The organism is Acidovorax sp. Leaf160 (assembly GCF_001424265.1).
Lineage (GTDB): Bacteria > Pseudomonadota > Gammaproteobacteria > Burkholderiales > Burkholderiaceae_C > Paracidovorax.
This window is the reverse complement of record NZ_LMOV01000001.1, coordinates 248,921-273,240: the sequence shown is the minus strand read 5'-3', so window position 1 is coordinate 273,240 and position 24,320 is coordinate 248,921. Positions and strand designations below refer to the sequence as shown.

Annotated in this window: 19 protein-coding genes; 12 read left to right on the top strand and 7 right to left on the bottom strand. The window is 67.9% G+C overall.

The window, feature by feature from the left end:
• Window positions 1-3 precede the first annotated feature (3 nt).
• From ASF94_RS01130 to mdoH, 4 genes are all read left to right on the top strand, one after another.
• Window positions 4-1,452: an ATP-binding protein gene (locus ASF94_RS01130; RefSeq protein WP_082492882.1), complete on the top strand. Its 1,449-nt coding sequence runs from the start codon at window positions 4-6 to the stop codon at window positions 1,450-1,452.
• Window positions 1,442-2,128 carry a hypothetical protein gene (locus tag ASF94_RS01125; protein ID WP_235505203.1) on the top strand — a complete coding sequence of 229 codons (687 nt, stop codon included), beginning with the start codon at window positions 1,442-1,444 and terminating at the stop codon, window positions 2,126-2,128. The genes ASF94_RS01130 and ASF94_RS01125 overlap by 11 nt, the downstream gene beginning before the upstream one ends.
• A 14-nt stretch (window positions 2,129-2,142) precedes the next feature.
• Window positions 2,143-3,555 (top strand): sigma 54-interacting transcriptional regulator, encoded by a 1,413-nt coding sequence (locus ASF94_RS01120; RefSeq protein WP_056660280.1) that lies wholly within the window; start codon window positions 2,143-2,145, stop codon window positions 3,553-3,555.
• Between the two features lie 289 nt (window positions 3,556-3,844).
• Window positions 3,845-5,893: a glucans biosynthesis glucosyltransferase MdoH gene (gene mdoH, locus ASF94_RS01115; protein ID WP_056660277.1), complete on the top strand. Its 2,049-nt coding sequence runs from the start codon at window positions 3,845-3,847 to the stop codon at window positions 5,891-5,893.
• Window positions 5,894-6,102: 209 nt separating this feature from the next.
• Here mdoH and ffh read toward each other — a convergent pair whose 3' ends face one another.
• Window positions 6,103-7,488 carry a signal recognition particle protein gene (gene ffh / locus ASF94_RS01110; RefSeq protein ID WP_056660274.1) on the bottom strand — a complete coding sequence of 462 codons (1,386 nt, stop codon included), beginning with the start codon at window positions 7,486-7,488 and terminating at the stop codon, window positions 6,103-6,105.
• Between the two features lie 86 nt (window positions 7,489-7,574).
• Here ffh and ASF94_RS01105 point away from each other — a divergent pair, with 86 nt between their 5' ends.
• The 8 genes from ASF94_RS01105 to ASF94_RS01070 all read left to right on the top strand — a co-directional run bounded on the left by ASF94_RS01105 (window position 7,575) and on the right by ASF94_RS01070 (window position 17,962).
• On the top strand, window positions 7,575-8,372 hold the full coding sequence (locus ASF94_RS01105) for an inner membrane protein YpjD (RefSeq protein ID WP_056660271.1): 798 nt from the start codon (window positions 7,575-7,577) through the stop codon (window positions 8,370-8,372).
• 4 nt (window positions 8,373-8,376) lie between these two features.
• A complete protein-coding gene (locus ASF94_RS01100; protein ID WP_056660268.1) occupies window positions 8,377-8,604 on the top strand; it encodes a PP0621 family protein in 228 nt (75 codons plus the stop codon).
• Window positions 8,605-8,623: 19 nt separating this feature from the next.
• Window positions 8,624-10,327 carry a nitrogen regulation protein NR(II) gene (locus tag ASF94_RS01095; RefSeq protein WP_235505201.1) on the top strand — a complete coding sequence of 568 codons (1,704 nt, stop codon included), beginning with the start codon at window positions 8,624-8,626 and terminating at the stop codon, window positions 10,325-10,327.
• Between the two features lie 15 nt (window positions 10,328-10,342).
• Window positions 10,343-11,845, top strand: a complete 1,503-nt coding sequence (locus ASF94_RS01090; protein ID WP_056660265.1) for a sigma-54 dependent transcriptional regulator — start codon at window positions 10,343-10,345, stop codon at window positions 11,843-11,845.
• Window positions 11,835-12,422 (top strand): 1,6-anhydro-N-acetylmuramyl-L-alanine amidase AmpD, encoded by a 588-nt coding sequence (ampD, locus tag ASF94_RS01085; protein WP_156382375.1) that lies wholly within the window; start codon window positions 11,835-11,837, stop codon window positions 12,420-12,422. The genes ASF94_RS01090 and ampD overlap by 11 nt, the downstream gene beginning before the upstream one ends.
• Before the next feature lie 374 nt (window positions 12,423-12,796).
• Complete coding sequence (locus tag ASF94_RS01080) at window positions 12,797-15,748, top strand: ribonucleoside-diphosphate reductase subunit alpha (protein ID WP_056660260.1); 2,952 nt, start codon at window positions 12,797-12,799, stop codon at window positions 15,746-15,748.
• 138 nt (window positions 15,749-15,886) lie between these two features.
• Window positions 15,887-17,062 (top strand): ribonucleotide-diphosphate reductase subunit beta, encoded by a 1,176-nt coding sequence (locus ASF94_RS01075; protein WP_056660257.1) that lies wholly within the window; start codon window positions 15,887-15,889, stop codon window positions 17,060-17,062.
• 180 nt (window positions 17,063-17,242) lie between these two features.
• Window positions 17,243-17,962: a hypothetical protein gene (locus tag ASF94_RS01070; RefSeq protein WP_056660756.1), complete on the top strand. Its 720-nt coding sequence runs from the start codon at window positions 17,243-17,245 to the stop codon at window positions 17,960-17,962.
• Between the two features lie 97 nt (window positions 17,963-18,059).
• On the opposite strand, the gene ASF94_RS01065 is transcribed toward ASF94_RS01070, so the two are convergent.
• From ASF94_RS01065 to ASF94_RS01040, 6 genes are all read right to left on the bottom strand, one after another.
• Window positions 18,060-18,983 (bottom strand): carbohydrate kinase family protein, encoded by a 924-nt coding sequence (locus ASF94_RS01065; protein ID WP_056660254.1) that lies wholly within the window; start codon window positions 18,981-18,983, stop codon window positions 18,060-18,062.
• Between the two features lie 27 nt (window positions 18,984-19,010).
• Window positions 19,011-20,717 (bottom strand): zinc-ribbon and DUF3426 domain-containing protein, encoded by a 1,707-nt coding sequence (locus ASF94_RS01060; RefSeq protein WP_056660251.1) that lies wholly within the window; start codon window positions 20,715-20,717, stop codon window positions 19,011-19,013.
• A gap of 71 nt (window positions 20,718-20,788) precedes the next feature.
• On the bottom strand, window positions 20,789-21,691 hold the full coding sequence (gene prmA / locus ASF94_RS01055) for a 50S ribosomal protein L11 methyltransferase (RefSeq protein ID WP_056660248.1): 903 nt from the start codon (window positions 21,689-21,691) through the stop codon (window positions 20,789-20,791).
• A gap of 135 nt (window positions 21,692-21,826) precedes the next feature.
• Window positions 21,827-23,176, bottom strand: a complete 1,350-nt coding sequence (gene accC / locus ASF94_RS01050; protein WP_056660245.1) for an acetyl-CoA carboxylase biotin carboxylase subunit — start codon at window positions 23,174-23,176, stop codon at window positions 21,827-21,829.
• Window positions 23,177-23,184: 8 nt separating this feature from the next.
• On the bottom strand, window positions 23,185-23,634 hold the full coding sequence (accB, locus tag ASF94_RS01045) for an acetyl-CoA carboxylase biotin carboxyl carrier protein (protein WP_056660242.1): 450 nt from the start codon (window positions 23,632-23,634) through the stop codon (window positions 23,185-23,187).
• 111 nt (window positions 23,635-23,745) lie between these two features.
• Entirely contained in the window at window positions 23,746-24,306 is a 561-nt protein-coding gene (locus ASF94_RS01040; RefSeq protein ID WP_056660239.1) for a TlpA disulfide reductase family protein, read from the bottom strand.
• Between the last annotated feature and the right edge of the window lie 14 nt (window positions 24,307-24,320).

Sequence of the window (24,320 nt, the reverse complement as noted above, 5' to 3'; positions counted from 1 at the left end):
CCGATGAGCATGTCCGTACGTCACCCCAAGGTCGCTTCGCTGAACGGCCTGTCGTTCCAGCAGTTGCTGCTGCTGGCCTTCCTTCTCATCGCCGGCTTGCTGGGGGCCAGTTCGCTGCGCGCCATCTTCACGCTCGAGCAGCTGATGGGCCAGAGCCGGCAGGGGGCGGCGGAAGCCATTCAGCTGAGCGCGGCGGCCCGCAACCTGACCGCCCGCAGCCAGACGCTGGAGCGGGCCGCACGCCAGTCGCTGGTGCTGGCGGATGCGCAGTTGCGGCGCCGCTTCGAGGAAGGCGCGCGCGAGGCGCGCGAGATCCTGCAGCGGCTGGAGCTCAACGGACTGCCGCTGGAGCAGTCGCGCCGCTGGCAGGCTCATCTGGCCGAAGTGGCCGTGCTGCTGGATGCGCCCGCTGCCCAGTCGCTGGAAAACGAACGCGTGGTGGCGGCGATGTTCCTGGAGATCGACGCGCTGAACGCCCTGATCTCCCAGGAAGTACAGGACATCAACGCGCGGCGCAGCAGCGCGCTGCAGGACCAGATCGAGGCCAGCCGCCGGGAGGTGACGCACCAGGTGGTGGGGGTCATCGTGCTGGCGCTGGTGCTGGCCCTGCTGCTGGGCGTCTGGCTCGCCCGGCCGTTCAAGCGGCTGGAGACCGCCATCCGGCTGCTGGGCGACAACGAACTGGACAAGCCGGTCCACATCGCCGGGCCGGTGGACATCCGGCGGGTGGGCCAGCAGCTGGAGTGGCTGCGCGTGCGGCTGCTGGAGCTGGACGCCGACAAGGCGCGCTTCCTGCGCCACGTGTCGCACGAATTGAAGACGCCGCTGGCGTCGCTGCGCGAAGGCGTGGCGCTGTTGCAGGACGGTGTGACGGGCGAGTTGAGCGCCGGCCAGCGGGAGGTGGTGACCATCCTGCAACAGAACACGCTGGTGCTGCAGGGCGAGATCGAGGCCCTGCTGCGCTTCAACGCCGCCGCCTTCGAGGCGCGGCAGCTGCGCCGCAGCAACACGGATCTGCTGGCGCTGCTGGAAGCGCAGGTGGAAGCCCAGCGGCTGCAGTGGCAGGCGCGCAAGCTCGAAGTCACCGTCGAAGGCAAGCCGGTCACACTGCCCCTGGATGCCGAGAAGATCGCATCGGCCGTGGGCAACCTGCTCTCCAACGCGATCCGCTTTTCTCCCCAGGGGGGCGCGATCCGCATTGTTTTGTCACATCTGCCGGGCCGCATTCGGGTGGACTTCATCGACCAGGGCCCGGGCGTGGACGAGAATGACCAATCCCGGATCTTCGAGCCCTTCTACCGCGGCGTCCGACAGCCACAAGACGCCGCCCGCGGCACGGGCATCGGCCTGTCCATCGTCCAGGAGTACCTCACCGCCCACGGCGGGCGGGTGGAACTGGTGAAGGACGGCGACCGCACCCCCTTTCGCATCGAATTCCCCCATGCCACCTAGCCTTCGATCACTGAGCCTCTTCCGCGCCCTGTGGGCCGCGCCCCTCGCCGCGATCGCGGTGGGGCTGACGGGCTGTGCCACCGCAGAGCCCGAAAGCGCTCCCGCACCACCCGCCGCGCCCGCCGCCATCGCCACCCAGGCGGCACCGCCCGCCCTGGCGGCGGCCCCAGCGCCCGAGGTGGTGGCTGAAGAAGCCGCGGCAGCGTCGCCCGCGGCCACGCCGCCGGAGCCCCGGCCCGCCCCGATGGTGTCGCAGCTGCTCGCCTACTCCGTCCGTGTGGCTTCCCTGAGCGGCGCCGAACTCTCGGCCGAAATCGGGCGGCTGACGCCCTTGCAGGACGAGTCCATCCAGCGCCAGCTGGAACTGGCCCTGGCATTGGGCCAGACCCGCCAGCCGGTGGACACGGCCCGCGCCCTGGGCCTGGTGCAGCGGGCACTGTCCCAGAAGGGCCTCACCGCAGGCCAGCAGGCGTTCGGCCGGCTCCTGGAGACGCGGTTCCTGAACACCCGCCGGCTGGAGGATCTGTTGGACCGCCAGGCGCAGCAGCTGCGCGACGCCCAACGGCGCAACGACCAGCTGAACGAGCGGCTGGAGGCGATGCGGGCCATCGAACGCAGCCTCAACGCCCGGCCGGGCGCACCCGCGGCCCCCGCCGGCCGGCCGGCCACGCCCTGAACCGAGACACCGCCATGCCCGTCACCAAGCCCACCCCGTCTTCCGGCAAGCCCCGCATTCTGGTGGTGGACGACGATGCCGACATGCTGCGGCTGCTGTCCCTGCGCCTGCAGGGGGCCGGCTACGAGGTGACGGCCGTCGGATCGGCCGAGGCCGCCCTCGCGCAACTCGACACCGACCGCCCGCAGCTCGTGCTGAGCGACGTGCAGCTGCCCGGCCGCGACGGACTGGCCCTGTTCGACGAGGTGCGGGCGCGCCACCCGTCGCTGCCCGTCATTCTGCTGACCGCCCACGGCACCATTCCGGACGCCGTCGAGGCGACGGCCCGCGGCGTCTTCACCTACCTGACCAAGCCGTACGACGGCAAGGCGCTGATCGAGAAGATCCACCAGGCGCTGGCACTGAGCGCCCCGGTCACGCAGAACAGCCATGCCAACGAGACGTGGCGTTCCGACATCGTGAGCCGCTCCAACCGCATGGCGGAGGTGCTGGCCGAGGCCCACATGGTGGCGCAGTCGGACGCCAGCGTGCTGCTGCTCGGCGACAGCGGCACGGGCAAGGAAATGCTGGCGCGCGCCATCCACAAGGCCAGCCCCCGAGCCGCCAAGCCGTTCGTGGCGGTCAATTGCGGCGCCATCCCCGAGGCCCTGCTGGAGTCGGAACTCTTCGGCCACGTCAAAGGGGCGTTCACCGACGCCGTCAGCAACCACAAGGGCCTGTTCCAGGCGGCCGACGGCGGAACGCTGCTGCTCGACGAGATCGGCGACATGCCGCCCGCCCTGCAGGTCAAGCTGCTGCGCGTGCTGCAGGAGCGCGCGGTGCGCCCTGTCGGCTCCAGCCAGTCGCTGCCGGTCAATGTGCGCATCATCTCCGCCACGCACCGCGACCTGGAAGCGGCGATGGCGGCCAGCCAGTTTCGCGAGGACCTCTACTACCGGCTGAACGTGGTGACGCTGTCGCTGCCCACCCTGGGCGACCGGCGCGAGGACATCCCGCTGCTGGCCAACCATTTCCTCGACCTGCTGGCACGCAAGTACGCCAAGCGGCTGTCCGGCTTCTCGCCGGAAGCGCTCAAGGCCCTGACCGGCGCCTCCTGGCCCGGCAACGTACGGCAGCTTTTCAACGTGGTGGAACAGGTCTGCGCGCTCTCGACCACCCCGCTGATACCGCTGGGCCTGGTGCAACGCGCACTCCGCACGCCGGCCGTGCAGGTTCTGAGCCTGAGCGACGCCCGCCAGCGGTTCGAGCGGGAGTATCTGGTGGACCTGCTGAAGATGACGGACGGCAATGTGGCCGACGCGGCCCGGCTGGCACAGCGCAACCGAACCGAGTTCTACCGGCTGCTGCAAAAGCACGCCCTGACCCCAGGTCAATTCAAGAACGATGGGGCCGCTCCAGACGATGTCGCTGAAGAGCGACACGAATAAGTCGTTGATTTCAAAGGAAATCGCCGTCCGCAACGCGTGACCGGTCGCTGTTTTGCGACAAAACCCGGTGTTTTCGGTGACTTCCAGGCAGCCCGGCCGGCAATCCGCCTCTCTTGCGCACCCAAGTGGTTGATTCTTAAAGGCTTTTCGATGCTGGCACGGGGTTTGCCCTATGTCACGCATGAACCAAGCGCGCAACCCCTATCCAACGGTCTCCACCGGCTCGTCCGAGGCAGTGGGAGCGGGCGCCTGGCTGCCTTCCAACGAACTTCAACGCAGTGAGCACCCCATGGATCCCAACATGTCTTCCCGGACTGGATTGGCTGACGCAGCTGCTCCAGATGCTGCGGCTGTCGCCCGCCTGGGTTCCAGCTATCCCGCACCCGTCACCTCGACCCGTAGCCCCCTGCGCGAGGATCGGCACCCCAACTCCCTCACCGCGCCCCCAGTGCACCGCGGCTCCATGCCCGCCCTTCCCTGGCGCGGTTTCTGGAACAGCGTGAGCACCGCCGCCCTGATGCGCCTGACCGGCCGCACGAAGGCTGCGCGCACTGCCGAGCCCGAGCAAACCTGGCAAGGCGCCGCCCGCCAGCGCCGCACCGTGTTTTTGCTGCTGGCCCTGGTCAGCAGTGCCCTGGCGACCACCCTGTTCGCCGGCGTGCAGCCCAACTACGAAAGCGCATGGCTCGAGTACGGCCAGCTGGCCCTGTTCGCCCTGCTCTCGGCCTGGGTCGTCTCCGGCTTCCTGACGGCCCTGATGGGCTTCTGGGTCATGCTCAAGGGCGACCGCCACTCGCTCTCGGCCCGCAGCGTGGACAGCCACACGCTGGCGCCCGACGCCCGCACCGCGATCATCATGCCGATCTGCAATGAGGACGTGGCCACCGTGTTTGCGGGGCTGCGCGCCACCTGCGAATCCGTCGCAGCGACCGGCCAGGGCAAGACCTTCGACGTGTTCGTGCTGTCGGACAGCTACGACCCGGTCATCGCCGCCGCCGAGCGCGCTGCCTGGGAAGAACTCCGCTCCGCGCTGGCGAACAGCCCGAAGCAGCCGCAGGTCGAGGTGTACTACCGCCTGCGCACCCGCCGCACCCACCGCAAGGCCGGCAACGTGGCGGACTTCTGCCGCCGCTGGGGCAAGGACTACCGCTACATGGTGGTGCTGGACGCCGACAGCGTGATGAGCGGCGAATGCATCGTGTCGATGGCCAAGCTGATGGAAGCCAACCCCAAGGCCGGCATCATCCAGACCGCCACCCAGGCCATCGGCCACGTGACGCTGCACGCCCGTGCTCAGCAGTTCGCCTCCCGCGTCGGCGGCCGGCTGTTCACCCTGGGCATGCAGTACTGGCAGCTGGGCGAGTCCCACTACTGGGGCCACAACGCCATCATCCGCGTGGAACCCTTCATGCAGCATTGCGCCCTGGCCCCCATCAAGGGTACGGGCGGGATGTCCGGCGGCATCATGTCGCACGACTTCGTCGAAGCCGCGCTGATGCGCCGCGCCGGCTTCCATGTGTGGCTGGTCGCCGACCTGGTGGGCAGCTACGAACAGCAACCGCCTGACCTGCTGGCCGAACTGCAGCGCGACCGTCGCTGGTGCCAGGGCAATCTGCAGAACGCCCGCCTGATGGCCGAGCCCGGCATCCATGCGGTGCACCGCTCCATGTTCGTCACCGGCGCCATGGCCTACCTGTCCGCCCCGCTGTGGCTGGCTTTCATCACCCTCGGCACGGCGCTGTGGCTGTCGGGTGCACGCCTGGTGGCTGACTGGAACATCTTGCCGAGCGAACTGGTGGGTCTGTGGGCCTGGACGCTGTGCATGCTGTTCCTGCCCCGCATCCTGGGCGTGACCGCCATCCTGATGCGCCGCGAACAGCAGCAGTACGGCGGTACGGCCAGCCTGCTCAAGAGCGCGGTGCTGGAAAGCGTGCTGGCGATCCTGCAAGCCCCCATCCGCATGCTGGCCCACTCGCTTTTCGTGGCCGTGGCGCTGACCGGCATCAAGCTGGACTGGAAGTCGCCTCCCCGGGAAGCCGCTGCCGTGCCATGGAGCGAAGCGGCCCGCAAGCTGGCACCGATGAGCCTGATCGTCGCCGCCCTGGCCGTGGCCGTGGCTTTCGTCGACGGCAGCGCGCTGGTGTGGCTGCTGCCAGTCGGCCTGCCGCTGGCCCTGTCGATCCCGCTGACCGTGCTCACCAGCCACATCGGCGTGGGCGAGGCAGCCCGCTCGCAGCGCCTGCTGCTGATTCCGGAAGAATCGTGGTCGCCCCCCGTGCTGCGCCGCGCCTGGCTGCACGCCACCCGTCTGGCAAGGCCTGTGCTGAAGGTGGCCTGAGCGCCACGCGGCCGGGCTGGGGGCGTTCCTCATACCCGGCTGTCCTCACCCTCCAGCCCGGCAGGTTCCCACCTGCCGGGCTTTCTTTTTGGGCCAGCGGGCGTCTGCGGCGGCCTGCGCTCCCACGCTGGCACGCCACGCGGCCGCAGAAAAAGAAACGCCCCGCGATGCGGGGCGCTCTGGCGGATGCGAGGCGACCGGGGATCGGTTCAGAAGCGCGGCATGCCGCCGCCGCCCATGCCCGGCAGGCCGCCTTTCAGGCCGCCCATCTTCTTCATCATCTTCATCAGGCCGCCGCCCTTCATCTTCTTCATCATTCCCTGCATCTGCTCGAATTCATTGAGCAGCCGGTTGACTTCCTGCACCTGCACGCCCGCGCCGCCAGCGATGCGCTTCTTGCGCGTGGCCTTGATGAGTTCGGGCTTGCGGCGCTCCAGCGGGGTCATGCTCTGGATGATGCCTTCCTTGCGGCGGATGTCGCGCTCGGCCTTGTCCATGTCCACCTGACCTGCCTTGGCGGTCAGCTGGGAGGGCAGCTTTTCCATCAGGCTCGACAGGCCGCCCATCTGCTTCATCTGCTGCAGTTGCGACAGGAAGTCGTTCAGGTCGAACCCGTCGCCGCTCTTGACCTTGGCCGCGAGCTTCTGCGCGGCCTCCATGTCCACGCCCGCGCTGACCTGCTCGACCAGCGCGACGATGTCGCCCATGCCCAGGATGCGCCCGGCATGGCGCTCCGCGTCGAAGACCTCCAGGCCATCGATCTTCTCGGACACGCCGGCGAACTTGATGGGCGCGCCGGTGACCTGCCGAACCGACAGCGCTGCGCCGCCGCGGGAGTCGCCGTCGAGCTTGGTCAGCACGATGCCCGTCAGGGGCAGGGCCTCCTTGAAGGCCCTGGCGGTGTTGATGGCGTCCTGGCCCTGCATGGCGTCGACGACGAACAGCGTCTCGATCGGCTTGAGGGCGGCGTGCAGTTCCTGGATCTCGCGCATCAGCACTTCATCGATCGCCAGGCGGCCGGCCGTGTCGACCAGCAGCACGTCGAAGTAGTGCTTGCGCGCGTAGTCGAGCGCCGCATGCGCGATGTCGAGCGGCTTCTGGTCGGGCGTGCTGGGAAACCATTCGGCGCCGGCCTGGCGCGTCACCGTCTTCAGCTGCTCGATGGCGGCCGGTCGATACACGTCGCCCGACACGGTCAGCACCTTCTTCTTGCGCTTCTCGATCAGGTGCTTGGCGAGCTTGGCGGTGGTGGTGGTCTTGCCCGCGCCCTGCAGGCCGGCCATCAGGATCACCGCCGGCGGCTGGGCGGCGAGGTTGATGTCGGCGATGCCCTCGCCCATCGTCGCAGCCAGCTCCCGGTTCACGATGGACACCAGTGTCTGGCCGGGCTTGAGCGAGCCCAGCACCTCCTGGCCCAGCGCCTTTTCCTTGACGCGGGCGATGAAGTCCCGCACCACGGGCAGCGCCACGTCGGCCTCCAGCAGCGCCATGCGGACTTCGCGCAGCATGTCCTGAACGTTGGACTCCGTGATGCGGGCCTGGCCGCGCATCTCCTTGACGAGTCGGGTGAGTTTGTCGGTAAGAGCGGAGGCCATAGGGATCATTTCCGATGGGCCGGCCCGTGGTTCGCGGCCGGCGGCCTTGTCTGCCGGGGGCAGGCGAAAGGCTAAACTGTGAACCCATGATTTTACCCAGCACGTCCCTGCCCGGCTGGCTGCTGGCCCTGGCCGCGGCGGCGGCTTACGCGCTGCCGGCTGCCGCCGGTGCGCGGCTGGGCGCGCGGGGCGGGCGGGTCGCCCTCGGGCTGGCCTGGCTGCTGCACGGGGCGGTGCTGACCTGGGGCCTGGTGGGGCAGACGCCCCATTTCGGCTTCGGCCCGGCACTGTCGATGACCGCATGGCTGGTGCTGACGGTCTATGTGGTCGAGCGGCAGCTCTTTCCGCAGATGCAGGCCCGCTGGACGCTCGCCGCGCTGGGCGCGGCCACGGTGATCCTGGCCATGGTCTTTCCCGGCCAGCCCCTGCACGTGACGGCGTCGCCGTGGCTCCCTCTGCACCTCGCGCTCGGGATCGCCTCGTACGGGCTGTTCGCCGCCGCGGTGGTGCACGCCTGGCTGATGACCCGGGCGGAACGCCACATCCGGCTGGCGTCGGACTCGCAGAGCGGCATTCCTCTGCTGGCGCTGGAGCGGCTGACCTTCCGCTTCGTCACGGCCGGGTTCGCCCTGCTGTCGGCCACGCTCGTCGCCGGCTGGCTGTTCGGCGAGACGCTCTACGGGCGCGCCTGGCGATGGGACCACAAGGCCATCTTCTCGCTGCTCTCCTGGCTCACTTTCGCCATCCTGCTGGTGGGGCGTTCCCGCTTCGGCTGGCGGGGGCGCGGCGCGGTGCGCGTGCTCTACACCGGCGCCGCGCTGCTGCTGCTGGCCTATGCGGGCTCCCGCTTCGTGCTCGAAGTCGTGCTGGGACGCACGCTATGACGCCATGAAATACCTTCTGCTGGCGGTCCTGCTGGTGGTGGCCTGGGCGATCTGGCGGCACCAGCGGCGCAGCCCACCCCCTACGGCCATGCGCCGGCCGCCGCCAGCCCTGCCGGTGGACCAGATGGTGGCCTGCGCCCACTGCGGCACGCATGTTCCGCAGTCCGAAGCGCTGATGCAGGGCACCCGCGCCTACTGCAGCCCGCAGCACCGGCTGCAGGGCCCCGCTTGACGGCGCCGCGCGTCATCCCGTGCTGACGCCGTCGCGCCCCAGCCCTGCGGACGGCCCGTTCCTGCGCCTGTGGCACGGCTTTCTGACGGGCCGCGTGATGGTGGCGCTGGCGCTGCTTTTCCTGCAGGGCCTGGGCGTGGCGCTCAACCAGACGCATGAGCCCGAACTCATGGCGCTCTGCGTGGCCTATCTCGTCGCCACGGCCACCTTGCGCGTCTGGGCAAGACACGCGCCGCCGCCGCCCCATGCCGGTCCCCACTGGCTGCCCTCCGTCGGCGTCGATCTGGCCATGTTCACCGCCCTGCAGACGCTGCATGTGGGAGCGATGAACTTCGCCCCCCTCTTCGGGCTGCCCATCCTGATGGCGGGTGTGATGGGCACGCTGACGCTGGCGCTCGGCACGACAGCGGCGGCCACCCTGCTCACGCTGGCCGGCGTCTGGTGGATCGGCGACAAGTCGGGCGGCGATCTGACCCAGCGCTACCTGCAGGCCGGCCTGACCGGCACGGGCTACTTCGTGGTCGCCTATCTCGTGCACCAGTTGGCGACCCGGCTGATCAGCGTGCAGCAGGCGGCCCAGCAGAGCCAGATGGCGGCACGCGCACAGGAGGCCGTCAGCGCGCGCATCATCGAGAACCTGGCGGATGGCGTCCTGGTGCTGGATCGTGACAACGTGGTGCGCATGGCCAACCCAGCCGCGCTGCTGCTGCTCGGCAACGAAACGCCGCTCACCATGCCGTTCGCCCTGGCGGCCACCGAAGACTGGGCGCCGCTGCTGACCCTGGCGCGGCGCACCTTCGGCCACGAGCAGTCCCAGTCCGCGGATGTGGACATTCTCCAGGCCGGCCAGAGGCCGCTGGGGCTGCGCGTCCGCACCTGGCTCACGTCCAGCCCGGGCGATGCGCCCTCCTCCAGCGGCGGCCAGCCGCTGTGCGTCATGTTCCTGCACGATCTGCGGGAGATGGAAGCCCGGCTGCGCACGGAGAAGCTCGCCGCCATGGGGCGGATGTCGGCCGCAGTCGCGCACGAGATCCGCAACCCGCTGGCCGCCATCATGCAGGCCAGCGCCCTGCTGGAAGAAGACCTGACCGAACCCACCCACCAGCGCCTCGCCCAGATGGTGCTGCAGAACGGAGACCGGCTGGCGCGCATTGCGGAAGAGGTGCTGGACATTGCGCGCGTGCAGCACCAGATCAGCCACGCGCCCGCTGCCGTGCTGGCGCTGGACGATGCGGTGGCCCAGATCTGGCACGACTGGCGCGCGCAGGAACCCGCCCGCCGCGTGGCCCAGCTGTCGCTGCGGGCCGACGACATGCAGGTCGAGTTCGACGCCGACCACCTGCGGCGGGTGCTGGTCAACCTGCTGGACAACGCGCTGCGCTACATGGGCCCCCACCCCGACTCGCTCCATGTGGAAACCGCCGTGGCCTCTTCGGGGCACCTCGGCCTGCAGGTGTGGAGCGACGGCGCGCCGCTGGACAAATCGGTGGAGCGCCATCTGTTCGAGCCGTTTTTCTCGTCGGAGAGCCGCTCCAGCGGCCTCGGGCTCTATATCTGCCGCGAGCTGTGCCACCGCCATGGCGCTTCCATCAGCTACCAGCGCTCGTCGCGCGAGCTGGCCGGCCGGGGCACGGTCAGCGGCAACGCGTTCATCGTCAGTTTCCGCAAGGCCGTGCGGCCGACCGCCGGAAAGACGGCGCTGTTTGACACAATCGTGGTCTGACGCCCACCCGCCACCATGAACGCCGCTGCCTCCATCCTTGTCGTCGACGACGAACCCGACCTGCGGACGCTGTACGAGCTGACGTTGCTGCGCGAGGGCTACCGGGTCGAAACCGCTGCCAGCGTGGCGGAGGCCCGTGAGCAGCTCGGCGCCAAGCGGTTCGACGCCGTCATCACCGACATGCGGCTGCCCGACGGCTTTGGCATGGAGCTGCTGCAGGACCTGCGCCAACAGAACCGGCGCGAACGCTGCGTGGTGATGACCGCCTACGGGTCCGCCGAGAACGCGGTGGAAGCCCTGCGCTGCGGCGCATTCGACTACCTGACGAAGCCGGTGGACCTGCGGCAGTTCCGCTCGGTGGTCGCATCGGCGGTGCAGGACTCGGGGCATCCGGCCACTCCTCGGTTCACCCGGGGGCCGGGCGCCCCGCGGGCGGCAGCGGGCACGGGCGAGACCCATCTGCCCGCGTCCGCGCTGCAACGCCTGGTCGGCGAATCGGCCGCGATGCAGGACGTCAAGCAGCGCATTGCCAAGGTGGCACGCAGCATGGCGCCGGTCCTGATCCGGGGGGAGTCCGGCACCGGCAAGGAACTGGTCGCACGCGCCCTGCATGCCAGCAGCCAGCGCAACGAAGGCCGATGGGTCGCCGTGAACTGCGGGGCCATTCCTGAAAACCTGCTGGAGGCTGAGTTCTTCGGCGCCCGCAAGGGGTCTTACACCGGTGCCACCCAGGACCGTGACGGCTACTTCCAGGCGGCCCGGGGCGGCACCCTGTTTCTCGATGAGATCGGCGACCTGCCGCTGGCGATGCAGTCCAAGCTGCTGCGGGCGATCCAGGAACGGTCCGTCCGGCCGCTCGGCTCGACGCAGGAAGAACCCGTCGATGTGCGCATCGTCAGCGCTACCCACCGCGACCTGGCGGCCGACGTTCAGGCCGGCCGCTTCCGGCAGGATCTCTACTACCGCCTGAACGTCATCGAGCTGATGATTCCGCCGCTGCGCGAACGGCTGGAGGATCTGCCGGCGCTTTGTGCAGCCTTGCTGAGCCGCATCGGCCAGGAATCGGGCGGCCCCGTGCCGCGCCTGACGGACCATGCTCTCCGGCAGATCGCCCAGTACCCGCTGACCGGCAACATCCGCGAACTGGAAAACCTGCTGCACCGCGCGGTGGCCCTGAGCGACGGGGAAGAACTGGTGGTGGAAAGCCCCGCGCGGCCGGCGTCGCAGCCTGCTGCCGAGGCCGAGCTGCCCCCACCGCCCACCCTGGTCGGTGATGCGGAACGGGCCGTGGCGGACCCCGGCACCAGCGCCCTGCCCGAAACCCTGCCCTCCGATCTGCAGGCGTGGCTGGACCAGCAGGAGCGCGAGATCCTGGTGCGGGCGCTGAAGGAAACGGGCTTCAACCGCACAGCCACGGCGGCCCGCCTGGGCATCAGCCTTCGGCAGATCCGCTACCGCATCGACCGCCTCAACATCGCCACGCCGCATGCCAGCGAGGGGGCAGACGATGCCCCCTGAAGGCACGCCTGTGGCCTCCCTTTGGGACGGCGGCTGGTATCTGCCGGCGCAGCGCTGCCTGTCGCCCAATGTCGGACCGAGACCGGCAGGCGCGGAGATCGATCTGATCGTGGTGCATTCCATCAGCCTGCCGCCGGGCCAGTACGGCGGGCCCGCCATCGAGCAGCTGTTCACCAACACGCTGGACTGGGACGCCCACCCCTATTTCCAGTCGATTCGCGGACTGGAGGTGTCCGCGCATTTCCTGATCCGGCGCGACGGGACGCTGCTGCAGTTCGTGGACTGCCTGCAGCGTGCCTGGCATGCCGGCCCCTCCGCCTACCGCGGCCGCACCAACTGCAACGACGATTCGATCGGCGTGGAGCTGGAAGGCCTGGAAGGAATGACCTTCGACGCGCCGCAGTACGACACCCTGGCCAGACTGTGCGCCCACGTGGCCGATCGCTTTCCGATCGCGCACATCGCCGGCCACGAGCACGTGGCGCCCGGGCGCAAGAAAGATCCCGGAGCCGGCTTCGAATGGCCGCTGCTGCGCACCCGACTGGGCTTGCGGGGGCTCTCCTTTCCGGTCGTTTAAGCGCCGCGCCGAAGGGCGCACCCGTGCGTCGTCGATCCCGGGCCGGGCGGGAGTAGGAAAAAGACGCCAACGCGCTTGCCGGCGTCATTCAGTTTGCATCTTCTGAAGCCGGAACCGTTTTTTCCCTCTGAAGTGCTGCGAGAATAGCGCCCCCGTTCCCGGCGCAAGGGTCGGGGCACGCGCTCGAAACCGTCGGTTTCTGACCACAAACGCGCAATGCCCCTACCGTCACCAAACACTACAGGTAGTGTCTTGCGCCACCCCCACACCCCAGATATAGTGTTGGCAGGCACTTGCTGCCACCCCCATTTCGCGCGCCGTGCGGCACTTCGCTGCCCGCATGGCCCTTTCTCCCGACAGCCACAGAGGATCCGATGCAAGCTGCGCTGAACACCCCCACCCTTGACGCCAACCGCCCCCCTTCGTCGTCGCCCGATGCCGAAGAGTCGACCGGTCTGCCCACGCAGAACACCTTGTCCCACTACCAGATCATTCGCCGCAACGGCGCAGTGGTGCCGTTCGAGCCCCAGAAGATCGCCGTGGCGTTGATGAAGGCGTTCCTGGCCGTGCATGGCACCCAGGGTGCGGCCTCGGCCAGCGTGCGCGAGGTGGTGGATGCGCTGACCCAGGCGGTGGTGCGCGGGCTGCTGCGCTCGCGCCCGAACGGCGGCACCTTCCACATCGAAGACGTGCAGGATCAGGTCGAGCTCGGTCTGATGCGCGGCGGCCACCACGAAGTGGCCCGTGCCTATGTGCTCTATCGCGAGCGGCGCGCCCAGGAGCGGGTGCAGCACCAGGAAAAGCTGGCGCCCGCCATGCCCGCGCTCAGCGTGATCGACAACGGCCAGCGCGTGGCCCTCGACATCCTGCGCCTGCACCAGCTGATCGAGTCCGCCTGCGCCAATCTGGGCGCCGATGTCCAGGCTGCGCCCATCGTGGCCGAGACGATGCGCAACCTGTACGACGGCGTGCCCATGGACGAGGTCTACAAGGCCTCCATCCTGGCCGCGCGCACGCTGATCGAGAAAGACCCCGACTACACCTACGCCACCGCCCGCCTGCTGCTGCACACCATCGTGCGCGAAGTGCTGGGCCGCGATGTGGCTCCGGCCGAGATGCCCGAGGCCTACCAGACCTACTTCCCGACCTTCATCCAGAAGGGCGTGGACAACGAGCTGCTCGACCCGCGCCTGCTGGAGTTCGACCTGGCCCAGCTGGGCAAGGCCCTCAACGCACAGCGCGACCTGCAGTTCGACTACCTCGGCCTGCAGACCCTGTACGACCGCTATTTCCTGCACGTGCGCAAGGACCGCATCGAACTGCCGCAGGCGTTCTTCATGCGGGTGGCCATGGGCCTGTCGCTGAACGAGTCCGACCGCGAAGCGCGTGCCATCGAGTTCTACGAAGTGCTGTCGTCCTTCGATTTCATGTCGAGCACGCCCACGCTGTTCAACAGCGGCACGCTGCGCTCCCAGCTGTCTTCCTGCTATCTGACGACGGTGCCGGACGACCTCGACGGCATCTATGAGTCCATCAAGGAAAACGCGCTGCTCTCCAAGTTCGCAGGCGGCCTGGGCAACGACTGGACCCGGGTGCGCGCCCTCGGTTCGCACATCAAGGGCACGAACGGCGAATCGCAAGGCGTGGTGCCGTTCCTGAAGGTCGTCAACGACACGGCCGTGGCCGTGAACCAGGGCGGCAAGCGCAAGGGCGCCGTGTGCACCTACCTGGAAACCTGGCACCTGGACATCGAAGAGTTCCTGGAGCTGCGCAAGAACACGGGCGACGACCGCCGGCGCACCCACGACATGAACACGGCCAACTGGATCCCCGACCTCTTCATGCGCCGCGTGATGGAAAAGGGCACCTGGACCCTCTTCTCTCCGTCCACCGTTCCCGATCTGCACGACCTGTTCGGTGCCGACTTCGAAAAGGCCTACGTCGCCTATGAAGAGAAGGCGGCACGCGGTGAGATCAAGCCCTCGCGCACGCTGCAGGCCACCGATCTGTGGCGCAAGATCCTGACGATGCTGTTCGAGACCGGCCATCCCTGGATCACCTTCAAGGACGCCTGCAACGTCCGCTCGCCCCAGCAGCATGCCGGCGTGGTGCACTCGTCCAACCTGTGCACGGAAATCACGCTCAACACGAGCGACACCGAAACCGCGGTCTGCAACCTCGGCTCGGTCAACCTGATGCGCCATCTGAAGGACGGCCAGAACGGCCGGGAACTCGATCACGCCAAGCTGCGCAAGACCATTTCGACGGCCATGCGCATGCTCGACAACGTCATCGACATCAACTACTACGCGGTCGAGAAGGCGCGCGTGTCGAACATGCGCCACCGCCCGGTCGGCCTGGGCCTGATGGCGTTCCAGGACAGTCTGTACGAACTGGGCGTTCCGTACGCATCCCAGGAAGCGGTGGAATTCGCCGACCGCTCGATGGAAGCCATCTGCTACTACGCCTACTGGGCTTCGACCGAGCTGGCCAAGGAGCGCGGCCGCTACGAAAGCTACAGCGGCTCCCTGTGGGACCGCGGCATCCTGCCCATCGATAGCCTGAAGCTGCTGGAAGAGGCACGCGGCGGGTTCGTGGAAGTGGATCGCTCCACCACCATGGACTGGGACGCCCTGCGCAAGAAGATCGCTGCCGACGGCATGCGCAACTCCAACTGCGTGGCCATCGCACCGACGGCGACGATCTCCAACATCGTCGGCGTGGACGCCTCCATCGAGCCGTCGTTCGGCAACCTGTCGGTGAAGTCGAACCTGTCCGGAGAGTTCACGGTCATCAACGCCTACCTGGTGCGCGACCTCAAGCGCCTCAAGCTCTGGGACGACGTGATGGTCATGGACCTCAAGCACTTCAAGGGCTCGCTGCACGCCATCGACCGCGTGCCGCAGGAAGTGAAGGCGCTCTACTCCACCGCTTTCGAAGTGGCGCCCTCCTGGCTGGTGGAAGCCGCATCGCGCCGCCAGAAGTGGATCGACCAGGCGCAGAGCCTGAACATCTACATGGCCGGCGCGTCGGGCAAGAAGCTGGACGACACCTACAAGCTCGCGTGGATCCGCGGCCTGAAGACCACCTACTACCTGCGCACGCAAAGCGCCACCCACGTGGAGATGAGTACGGTCAACACCCGCCAGCTCAACTCCGTCGCGTCGGGCAGCGAAGGCACCAGCCAGGCTTCGGCTTCTGGCGCCGCAGCACCCAGCGCACTGGAAGCCGCCGCCGCAGCGGCGCAGGCCCAGGCCGCAGCGCTGCCCGCCACCGATGTGAAGTTCTGCGCCATCGACGACCCCACCTGCGAAGCCTGCCAGTGATGCAACGCCATGCACCGCGCACCGCCCAAAACGGCGGTGCGGTGCATGTGCTGTAGAGCAACAAAAAACACGGCAGCACCCCGCGCAGCGCTTTCCATTTTGCAGCGCTGCTTCCATAATCAGAGCACTGGAAAATCTATGCTGACCTGGGACGAAGAAGTCAAGCCCTCATCGCAAAAACCTACGGACGGCGGCCTGCCCGGCTACCGTTCTGCAGAGCCCTCTCCGAGCACTGCTGCGCATCCGCAAACTGCCGGCACCGCGCAGCCTTCCAGCACCCCCGCCGCACCCGTCGCACGCCGTGTGAACGCGGCCGACAAGCGCATCATCAACGGCCAGACCGACGTCAATCAGCTGGTGCCGTTCAAGTACAAGTGGGCCTGGGAAAAGTACCTGGCCACCTGCGCCAACCACTGGATGCCGCAGGAAGTGAACATGACGCGCGACATCGCGCTCTGGAAAGATCCGAACGGCCTGACGGAAGACGAGCGCCGCATCGTCAAGCGCAATCTGGGCTTTTTCGTGACGGCCGATTCGCTGGCCGCCAACAACATCGTGCTGGGCACGTACCGCCACATCACCGCGCCCGAATGCCGCCAGTTCCTGCTGCGCCAGGCCTTCGAGGAAGCGATCCACACGCATGCCTACCAGTACATCGTGGAGTCGCTGGGCCTCGATGAAAGCGAGATCTTCAACGCCTACAACGAGGTCGCATCGATCCGCAACAAGGACCAGTTCCTGATCCCCTTCATCGAAGCGATCATGGACCCGGACTTCAAGACCGGCACGCCCGAGACCGACCAGACCCTGCTGAAGTCGCTCATCGTGTTCGCCTGCCTGATGGAGGGCCTGTTCTTCTACGTCGGCTTCACGCAGATCCTCGCGCTCGGCCGCCAGAACAAGATGACCGGTGCCGCCGAGCAGTACCAGTACATCCTGCGCGACGAGTCGATGCACTGCAACTTCGGCATCGACCTGATCAACCAGCTCAAGCTCGAGAACCCGCACCTCTGGACCGCCGAGTTCAAGGAAGAGATCAAGGGCCTGTTCCTTCAGGCCGTCGAGCTCGAGTACCAGTACGCCGAAGACACCATGCCGCGCGGCGTGCTGGGCATGAACGCCTCGATGTTCAAGGGCTACCTGCGCTACATCGCCAACCGCCGGGCCACGCAGATCGGCCTGGAGACCCTCTTCCCCAACGAAGAGAACCCCTTCCCCTGGATGAGCGAGATGATCGATCTGAAGAAGGAACGCAACTTCTTCGAGACCCGGGTCATCGAGTACCAATCCGGCGGCGCGCTGTCCTGGGACTAGCATCCCGGTATTCCAGGCCATGCACCTTCTTCCACGCCCCTCGACAGTGCGCCTTGCGGACCGCACTGGCCTGGGGCGTTTCCGCGTTCATGGCCATGGGGCATTTCCCATGGCCATGGATCACTGCGTGCCCAATGCAGGCATGAAGTGCTCTTTGTCAATCGACCCAAGGAGAAAATGATGGCAACTGCGAAAAAACCGGCCGCCACGAAGGCTGCTACGACCAAGACGACTTCCGCTGCCAAGAAGGTGACGGCAGAGAAGAAGACCACCGCGGCCACCGCCAAGAAGGCGGCACCGGTCAAGAAGGCCGCCGCGCCAGCGACGAAGACCGCGAGCAAGGCGACCACGGCCACCAAGAAGGCCGCGACGACCGCCAAGGCCGCACCGGCGAAGAAGGCTGCTGCATCGGCGACGAAGGCAGCTCCTGCCAAGAAGGCCGCAGCCACCACCAAGAAGGCCGCTGCACCGGCGAAGAAGGCCACGGCCACCACCAAGAAGGCTGCAGCGCCTGCCAAGAAGGCCGCCGCACCAGCGAAGAAGGCCGCACCTGCCAAGAAGGCTGCAGCACCCGCCAAGAAGGCCGCTGCGCCTGCGAAAAAGGCCGCTCCCGCCAAGAAGGCTCCAGCTCCAGCCAAGAAGGCCGCTGCCCCCGCCAAGAAGGCTGCAGCGCCAGCCAAGAAGGCCGCTGCTGCTCCCGCCGCTGCCAAGAAGGCCGCTTCGAGCAAGCCAGCCGCTTCCGCTTCGGTGAAGAAGGCCGCTGCCGCTCCTGCTGCCAAGAAGGCTGCAGCGCCCAAGAAGGCCGCCAAGGCACCCGCTCCCGCAGCGGCAGCTCCTACGGCTCAGACGACGCTGAACCCGCAGGCAGCATGGCCGTTTCCTACCGGCGGCAAGCCGTAAGCAACGACAAGACCTCAGCGTCTTTGAACACCCGGTGCCTGCACCGGGTTTTTTTTCGCCTGCCCGCCAACCCGGGCGGCGGGCCCGCGGTCAGCGGTCAGCGGTCAGCGGAAGCGTCGGCCCACTGCTCCACGGAGAAGTCCAGCGTGTAGTTCTGCGGGCCGCGCTGTGCGATCTTGAGGGCGCCCAGCCGGTTGCCCAGGGCCGCGCATTGGCTCAGCGGCCAATCGCGTTCCAGGCCGAACAGCAGGGCACCGCGCCACGCGTCGCCGCATCCCGTGGGATCGACCACCGCCGCAGGCTGGACGGCCGGAACCACCGTGTGTTCGCCCTGTTCCCACACCTCGCAGCCCTCGGCACCCAGCGTGACCACCAGGCCACGCACCTTGCGCGAAATGTCGGCCAGGCTCCAGCCCGTGCGTTCGCACAGCATCTTGCCTTCGTAGTCGTTGACCGTCACCCAACTCGCCTGCTCCACGAACCGGCGCAGTTCTTCACCATTGAACATGGGCAGGCCCTGGCCCGGATCGAACACGAAGGGAATGCCCGCCTGCACCAGCTGGTCGGCATGCTGCAGCATGGCATCGCGCCCGTCGGGGGCGATGATGGCGAGCTTCACTCCGGCCTCGGCCTCGATGCGGTGGAGGTGCGCCTGCATCATCGCGCCCGGATGGAACGCGGTGATCTGGTTGTTGTCCCGGTCGGTCATGATCAGCGCCTGGGCCGTGTAGGTATCGTCCACCTGGCCGACATGCCGCGCATCGATGCCCAGGCTCACCAGCCGCTGCAGATAGTCGGCACCATCCGTGCCGAGCGTGGCCATGGGGCGCGGCTCGCCTCCCAGCAGCTTCAGGCCGTAGGCGATATTGCCGGCGCATCCGCCGAAGTCCCGGCGCAGCGAAGGCACCAGGAACGACACGTTGAGGATGTGCAACTGTTCGGGCAGGATCTGCTCGGCAAAGCGTCCCTCGAAAGTCATGATGGTGTCGAACGCCAGGGAACCGCAAATCAGGGCAGCCATAGAAGAAAAAGTCCAGTCAGAAAAAAATCAAGGATAGAAAGCCAGCAGACGGTAGCCGGCGACCCGGTTCGCGTCGGCATCGACGGTCAGCGGCAGGACGCCCGTCCACTCGCCCTGCGCGGCCAGCGCGGCAGGCGCTCCCAGTTCGTCGGCACGGATCACGCGGCGAACCACTGGCTGGTCCTGCGCATCGGTCAAGGTGAGTTCGACCGCCGGCATGGCCAGCGTCATCGCGCTGCGGTTCTTGAGCGAGAGTTGCAGCTGGAACGCGCCCTCTGCGCGCCTCTTGGCAAACGACGAACTGTCGATCACCACGTCGGCGATGCTGCGTGGCGGTGCGAGGCTGCAACCCGCCGCCGCGCAGAGGGCCTGCAACGGGGCCCGCGTGGACGGGTACTGCGCGGCGATCCGGTCGCGCTCCCGCACCGCCACCTGCAGCGCCAGGAACACGGTCAGCAGCACCACGACCGACACCAGAGCGGCACGCACGGCGGGACGCCGCCACAGCGCCTGCCGGCGCGCGACGCGGATGAAACCCGGCTCCTGTTCCGCCATGCTTTCGCCACCGCCACCGCCACCGCCGCCGCCGCCGGCCGTGTTGCGATGCGCTGCACCCAACCGCCTGCGCGGCGCTGCAGGAGCGTGCGACGGCATCAGCGATGGCGCGCCGTCAGCCTGGGCAGCCTCGTCGCCCGCATCCGCCTTGCGGAGCAGTGCCGCGCCGGACGGTTCGTCGCCCTCCACCGAGCGGGCAGAGACGACCGGCCCTGCTTCGGCAGCGGCCTGCGCTTCCAGCGCGACGAGGGTATCCAGCGGGTCGGCAGCCCACGGCGGCTCGGCACCCTCCACCACCTGGCCCAGCGGCTGGTTACCGGAGTGGGTGCCGATCGCTGCCGCGGCTGCGTCGTTCAGGTCCAGCTCCAGGTCCTCGGGCCAGCCGGAGTCCCGCAATTCGGCGAATGGCAGCTCGTAACCGCCGGAATCCGGCGCCATGTCCCCGGGCTGCGACCGCTCAGGCATCGGCAGGGGTGCGGCCGGGGCGGGCTGGAGCTTCGCATCGGCCGGCCCCTCGGCCGGGCTCGGCGGCGGAGGCGCAACGAACGGCTCGGCAGCAGGCAGCTCCTGCCGGGTGCGCCAGCCGAAAGGCGTCAGGGGTTCCAGGTTCCAGGCCGGTGTTTCCACCGCCTGCGCGCGCTTCGCCGCAGACAGGAATGCCGGCACTTCCTCAGCGTCGCGCCCGGCGGCCGCATCGGCATCGGCATCGGCATCGGCATCGGCATCGGCATCGGCATCGGGGAACCCACGCGCCTCAGCCGGCACGGCGGGCGTGGCCCACAGCGTGGGTGCGCCCGAACTCGTGACGGTGCCGGGATGTGCTTCGGGGGCACCGCTGGCAGCCGCGCGGGGGCTGCTCCAGACCTTGAGTCCACCAGCGGCACCGACGGCGGGCACCGGCCCTGCGGCGGATGGAGCGCTTGCCGGGCCCGCCACCGCATCCGTCCGCGAACCGCGCGCATCGTCAGGCGCCGGGCCGCTCCTGTCGTCTGCCGACCGCCACTGGTCCAGCGGCAATTCGGGCAGCAGCGGTTCGGCCGGTGTGGCCTGCAGGTTGGAGGCGGCGTGAAAGACTTCCTTGCACTGCCCGCAGCGGACCCACCCGTCGGAGATGCGCAGCTGGTCCGCGACCACCTTGAAGGTCGTTTCGCAGGAGGGGCAGCGGGTGATCTGGCTCATCGGCTGAGGATTGTAGGTGCGCACTTCGCGCGCTCAGACTCCAGCCCGCCCGGCCATGGGGGGGCTTGCGATCAGCGCCGGGCCGTCATCAGGATCCAGCCGTCTTCCGTATCTGCCACTTCCAGCGCGACATAGGGCGCATAGGCCTGCTTCAGCTCGTCCGCCTGCCGCTCCAGGATGCCGGCCAGCACCAGGTGACCACCGGGTGCCACGTGGCCGCACAGCAGCGGCGCCAGCACCTTCAGCGGCGTGGCGAGAATGTTGGCCAGCACGGTCTGGTAGCTGCCCTGCGCCCGGTCCGGCAGGCCTGCGGCCAGTTGCACGCCGTTGGCCTCGGCGTTCTGCAGCGTCGACTCGACCGCGGCGGGATCGATGTCCACCGCGTCGATCGCCTGCGCCCCGAACTTCGCAGCGCCGATCGCCAGGATGCCCGAGCCACAGCCGTAATCGAGCACCCGGCCCCACGGCTCGGCGGACGACTGCCGCGCCGCGCCCTGCCGCGCGATCCAGCGCAGGCACATGCGGGTGGTCGGATGCGTGCCGGTGCCGAAGGCCAGGCCCGGGTCCAGCCGGATGCTGCGCGCCGCCGCTTCGGGCAGGTCATGCCAGGTGGGCACGATCCAGAAATCGGGCGTGATCTCGACCGGCGCGAACTGCGATTGCGTCAGGCGCACCCAGTCCTGGTCGGCAACGGACGTGACGCCGAGCACCACGCAGCCCTCGAAGAAATCCTGCGCCTCCAGCAACCGCCGCGCCTCATCGGCTGCAGCCTGGTCGGGAAACAGTGCCACCACGCGGCTGCGCTGCCAGCCGTCCTTCGGGGGCGGCATGCCGGGCTCGCCGAACAGCGCCTGCTCCGCATCGGTCTGGGCGTCGGCGTCTTCCACCGACACGCTGAGCGCTTCCAGCGCATCGAACGCATCGCTCACGGTTTCCACGCGGTCTTCAGGGCACAACAGGCTCAGTTCAAACATCTCGGGCACTCCTCGGGGCGACCCCCGCAATAAAAATGCTGGCGTCCGTCGCCGGAGGCCAGCATGGCAATCATCGCTCAAGGCAACGCTCAGCCGCTCGCTCGCGCGAACCGGTCGGGCGTGGCCCCGGTCTTCTCAGCGCTTGTGATGCGCCAGCCACTCTTCCAGGTAGTGGATGTTGGTGCCGCCGGTCGTGAACTTGGCGTCCACCATCAATTCGCGGTGCAGCGCGATGTTGGTGTTGATGCCTTCGATCACGGTCTCGGACAGGGCCGTGCGCATGCGCGCCAATGCTTCCTCACGCGTGTCGCCGTGCACGATGATCTTGCCGATCATCGAGTCGTAGTTCGGCGGCACGTAGTAGTTGGTGTAGGCGTGCGAATCGACCCGCACTCCGGGGCCGCCGGGAGCGTGCCAGGTCGTGATGCGGCCGGGCGACGGGGTGAACTTGTACGGATCTTCGGCGTTCACGCGGCATTCGATGGCATGGCCACGGATCTCGATCTGACGCTGGGTGAATGGCAGCTTTTCGCCGGCCGCCACCATGATCTGCGTCTTCACGATGTCCACGCCCGTGATCCACTCGGTCACCGGATGCTCCACCTGCACGCGCGTGTTCATCTCGATGAAGTAGAACTCGCCGTTCTCGTACAGGAACTCGAACGTGCCCGCGCCGCGATAGCCGATCTTCTTGCAGGCCGCCACGCAACGCTCGCCGATGCGCTCGATCAGCTTGCGCGGAATGCCCGGCGCCGGCGCCTCTTCGATCACCTTCTGGTGGCGGCGCTGCATGGAGCAGTCGCGCTCGCCCAGGTAGACCGCGTTGCGGTGCTTGTCCGCCAGGATCTGGATCTCGATGTGGCGCGGGTTCTGGAGGAACTTCTCCATGTACACCGCAGGATTGCCGAAGGCGGCGCCCGCTTCGGCCCTGGTCATCTGCACGGCGTTGACCAGCGCGGCTTCGGTGTGCACCACGCGCATGCCGCGGCCACCGCCGCCACCTGCGGCCTTGATGATGACCGGATAGCCAACTGCCTTGGCGATGCGGCGGATCTGCACCGGATCGTCGGGCAATTCGCCTTCCGAGCCCGGCACGCAGGGCACGCCCGCGCGGATCATCGCCTGCTTGGCCGACACCTTGTCGCCCATGATGCGGATCGATTCGGGGGTGGGGCCGATGAACTGGAAACCGCTCTTCTCGACGCGTTCGGCGAAATCGGCGTTCTCGGACAGGAACCCGTAGCCGGGGTGGATGGCTTCGGCGTCGGTCACCTCGGCGGCCGAGATGATGGCCGGCATGTTCAGATACGACAGCGGCGAGGGTGCCGGGCCGATGCACACCGCCTCTTCGGCCAGCTTGACGTACTTGGCTTCGCGGTCGGCCTCGGAATACACCATGACGGCCTTGACGCCCAGTTCACGGCACGCGCGCTGAATCCGCAGCGCGATCTCGCCGCGATTCGCAACCAGAATCTTCTTGAACATGCGGTGCTTTACTCGATGACGAACAGAGGCTGGCCGTATTCCACTGCCTGGCCGTTCTCGCCCAGGATGCGCGTGATGGTGCCGGACTTGTCGGCTTCGATCTCGTTGAGGATCTTCATCGCTTCGATGATGCAGACCGTCTCGCCTTCCTTGACCTGGCTGCCCACTTCCACGAACGCCTTGGCGCCCGGGCTCGCGGCGCGGTAGAAGGTGCCGACCATGGGCGACTTGACGACATGACCGGTCTGGGCGGGTGCGGCTTCCTGCGCGGCCGGAGCGGCGGCTGCCGGCGCCGCGGCTGCCGGAGCGGCTTGCATAGGTGCGGGGGCGAACTGCTGCACCACGGCGCCGCCGCCCTTCACGATGCGGACCTTGCCTTCGGCCTCGGTGATCTCCAGTTCAGAGACATTCGACTCGGACACGAGGTCGATCAGGGTCTTGAGTTTTCGCAAATCCATGGGGAGCTCCAGCGCCTAAAAACGAAAGAGGCGCGAATTTACCTGAATTTCGCCCTTGTTCGCCGAATCTGGCGCAATTAACGTGATCGTGCCGTGGAAATCGCGAGCCCTTCAAGCCAGCTGTGACCAGGCCTTCAAGTCTGCCGAGGTCACCTGGCCCATTTTACGGTGCAAGATGTTGCCATCTTTGCCGAACACCACCGTAAAAGGCAGGCCGCCTGTCAGGTTGCCGAGCGACCGGGCCAGATCGGTACCGCCCAGCCCACCCATCGCGATCGGAAAATCGAGCGGGAGCCGCTGCAGGAACTGGCGCACCGCCGAGGGCTGGTCGATCGCCAGGCCCACCACCTGCCAACCGCGCGCGGTCTGGTCCCGGTAGAACGTGTTGAGCAGGGGCAGCTCCTCCACGCAGGGCGGGCACCAGGTGGCCCAGAAATTGAGCACCAGCGGCCGGCCGTGGAAGGCCTGCATCGCCACGGCCTCACCACCGGGGCCGGTGAAGTTCGCTGCCCACAGGGCAGCTTCGGCCTCAGAAGCCACCGCATGCGGCTGGAAACGCCACCAGGCCAGTCCGGCACCGGCCGCTGCCGCCGCAGCCCCGGCGCCCGCCAGCACCCAGCGGCGGGAACGGGGAGCGGGCGTCTCGGGGGCAGCGGTTTCGGGCGAGGTCATGCGGTGCGGTGGGC

Excerpts from the sequence above, each read along its gene's own strand:
- ASF94_RS01130 (WP_082492882.1), top strand. The coding sequence starts at position 4 with ATGAGCATGTCCGTACGTCACCCCAAGGTCGCTTCGCTGAACGGCCTG.
- ASF94_RS01105 (WP_056660271.1), top strand. The coding sequence starts at position 7,575 with ATGATTTTACCCAGCACGTCCCTGCCCGGCTGGCTGCTGGCCCTGGCC.
- ASF94_RS01040 (WP_056660239.1), bottom strand. The coding sequence starts at position 24,306 with ATGACCTCGCCCGAAACCGCTGCCCCCGAGACGCCCGCTCCCCGTTCC.
- ASF94_RS01100 (WP_056660268.1), top strand. The coding sequence starts at position 8,377 with ATGAAATACCTTCTGCTGGCGGTCCTGCTGGTGGTGGCCTGGGCGATC.
- ASF94_RS01060 (WP_056660251.1), bottom strand. The coding sequence starts at position 20,717 with ATGAGCCAGATCACCCGCTGCCCCTCCTGCGAAACGACCTTCAAGGTG.
- ASF94_RS01070 (WP_056660756.1), top strand. The coding sequence starts at position 17,243 with ATGGCAACTGCGAAAAAACCGGCCGCCACGAAGGCTGCTACGACCAAG.
- ASF94_RS01080 (WP_056660260.1), top strand. The coding sequence starts at position 12,797 with ATGCAAGCTGCGCTGAACACCCCCACCCTTGACGCCAACCGCCCCCCT.
- prmA (WP_056660248.1), bottom strand. The coding sequence starts at position 21,691 with ATGTTTGAACTGAGCCTGTTGTGCCCTGAAGACCGCGTGGAAACCGTG.
- ffh (WP_056660274.1), bottom strand. The coding sequence starts at position 7,488 with ATGGCCTCCGCTCTTACCGACAAACTCACCCGACTCGTCAAGGAGATG.
- ASF94_RS01075 (WP_056660257.1), top strand. The coding sequence starts at position 15,887 with ATGCTGACCTGGGACGAAGAAGTCAAGCCCTCATCGCAAAAACCTACG.
- ampD (WP_156382375.1), top strand. The coding sequence starts at position 11,835 with ATGCCCCCTGAAGGCACGCCTGTGGCCTCCCTTTGGGACGGCGGCTGG.
- accB (WP_056660242.1), bottom strand. The coding sequence starts at position 23,634 with ATGGATTTGCGAAAACTCAAGACCCTGATCGACCTCGTGTCCGAGTCG.
- ASF94_RS01090 (WP_056660265.1), top strand. The coding sequence starts at position 10,343 with ATGAACGCCGCTGCCTCCATCCTTGTCGTCGACGACGAACCCGACCTG.
- accC (WP_056660245.1), bottom strand. The coding sequence starts at position 23,176 with ATGTTCAAGAAGATTCTGGTTGCGAATCGCGGCGAGATCGCGCTGCGG.
- mdoH (WP_056660277.1), top strand. The coding sequence starts at position 3,845 with ATGGATCCCAACATGTCTTCCCGGACTGGATTGGCTGACGCAGCTGCT.
- ASF94_RS01120 (WP_056660280.1), top strand. The coding sequence starts at position 2,143 with ATGCCCGTCACCAAGCCCACCCCGTCTTCCGGCAAGCCCCGCATTCTG.
- ASF94_RS01125 (WP_235505203.1), top strand. The coding sequence starts at position 1,442 with ATGCCACCTAGCCTTCGATCACTGAGCCTCTTCCGCGCCCTGTGGGCC.
- ASF94_RS01065 (WP_056660254.1), bottom strand. The coding sequence starts at position 18,983 with ATGGCTGCCCTGATTTGCGGTTCCCTGGCGTTCGACACCATCATGACT.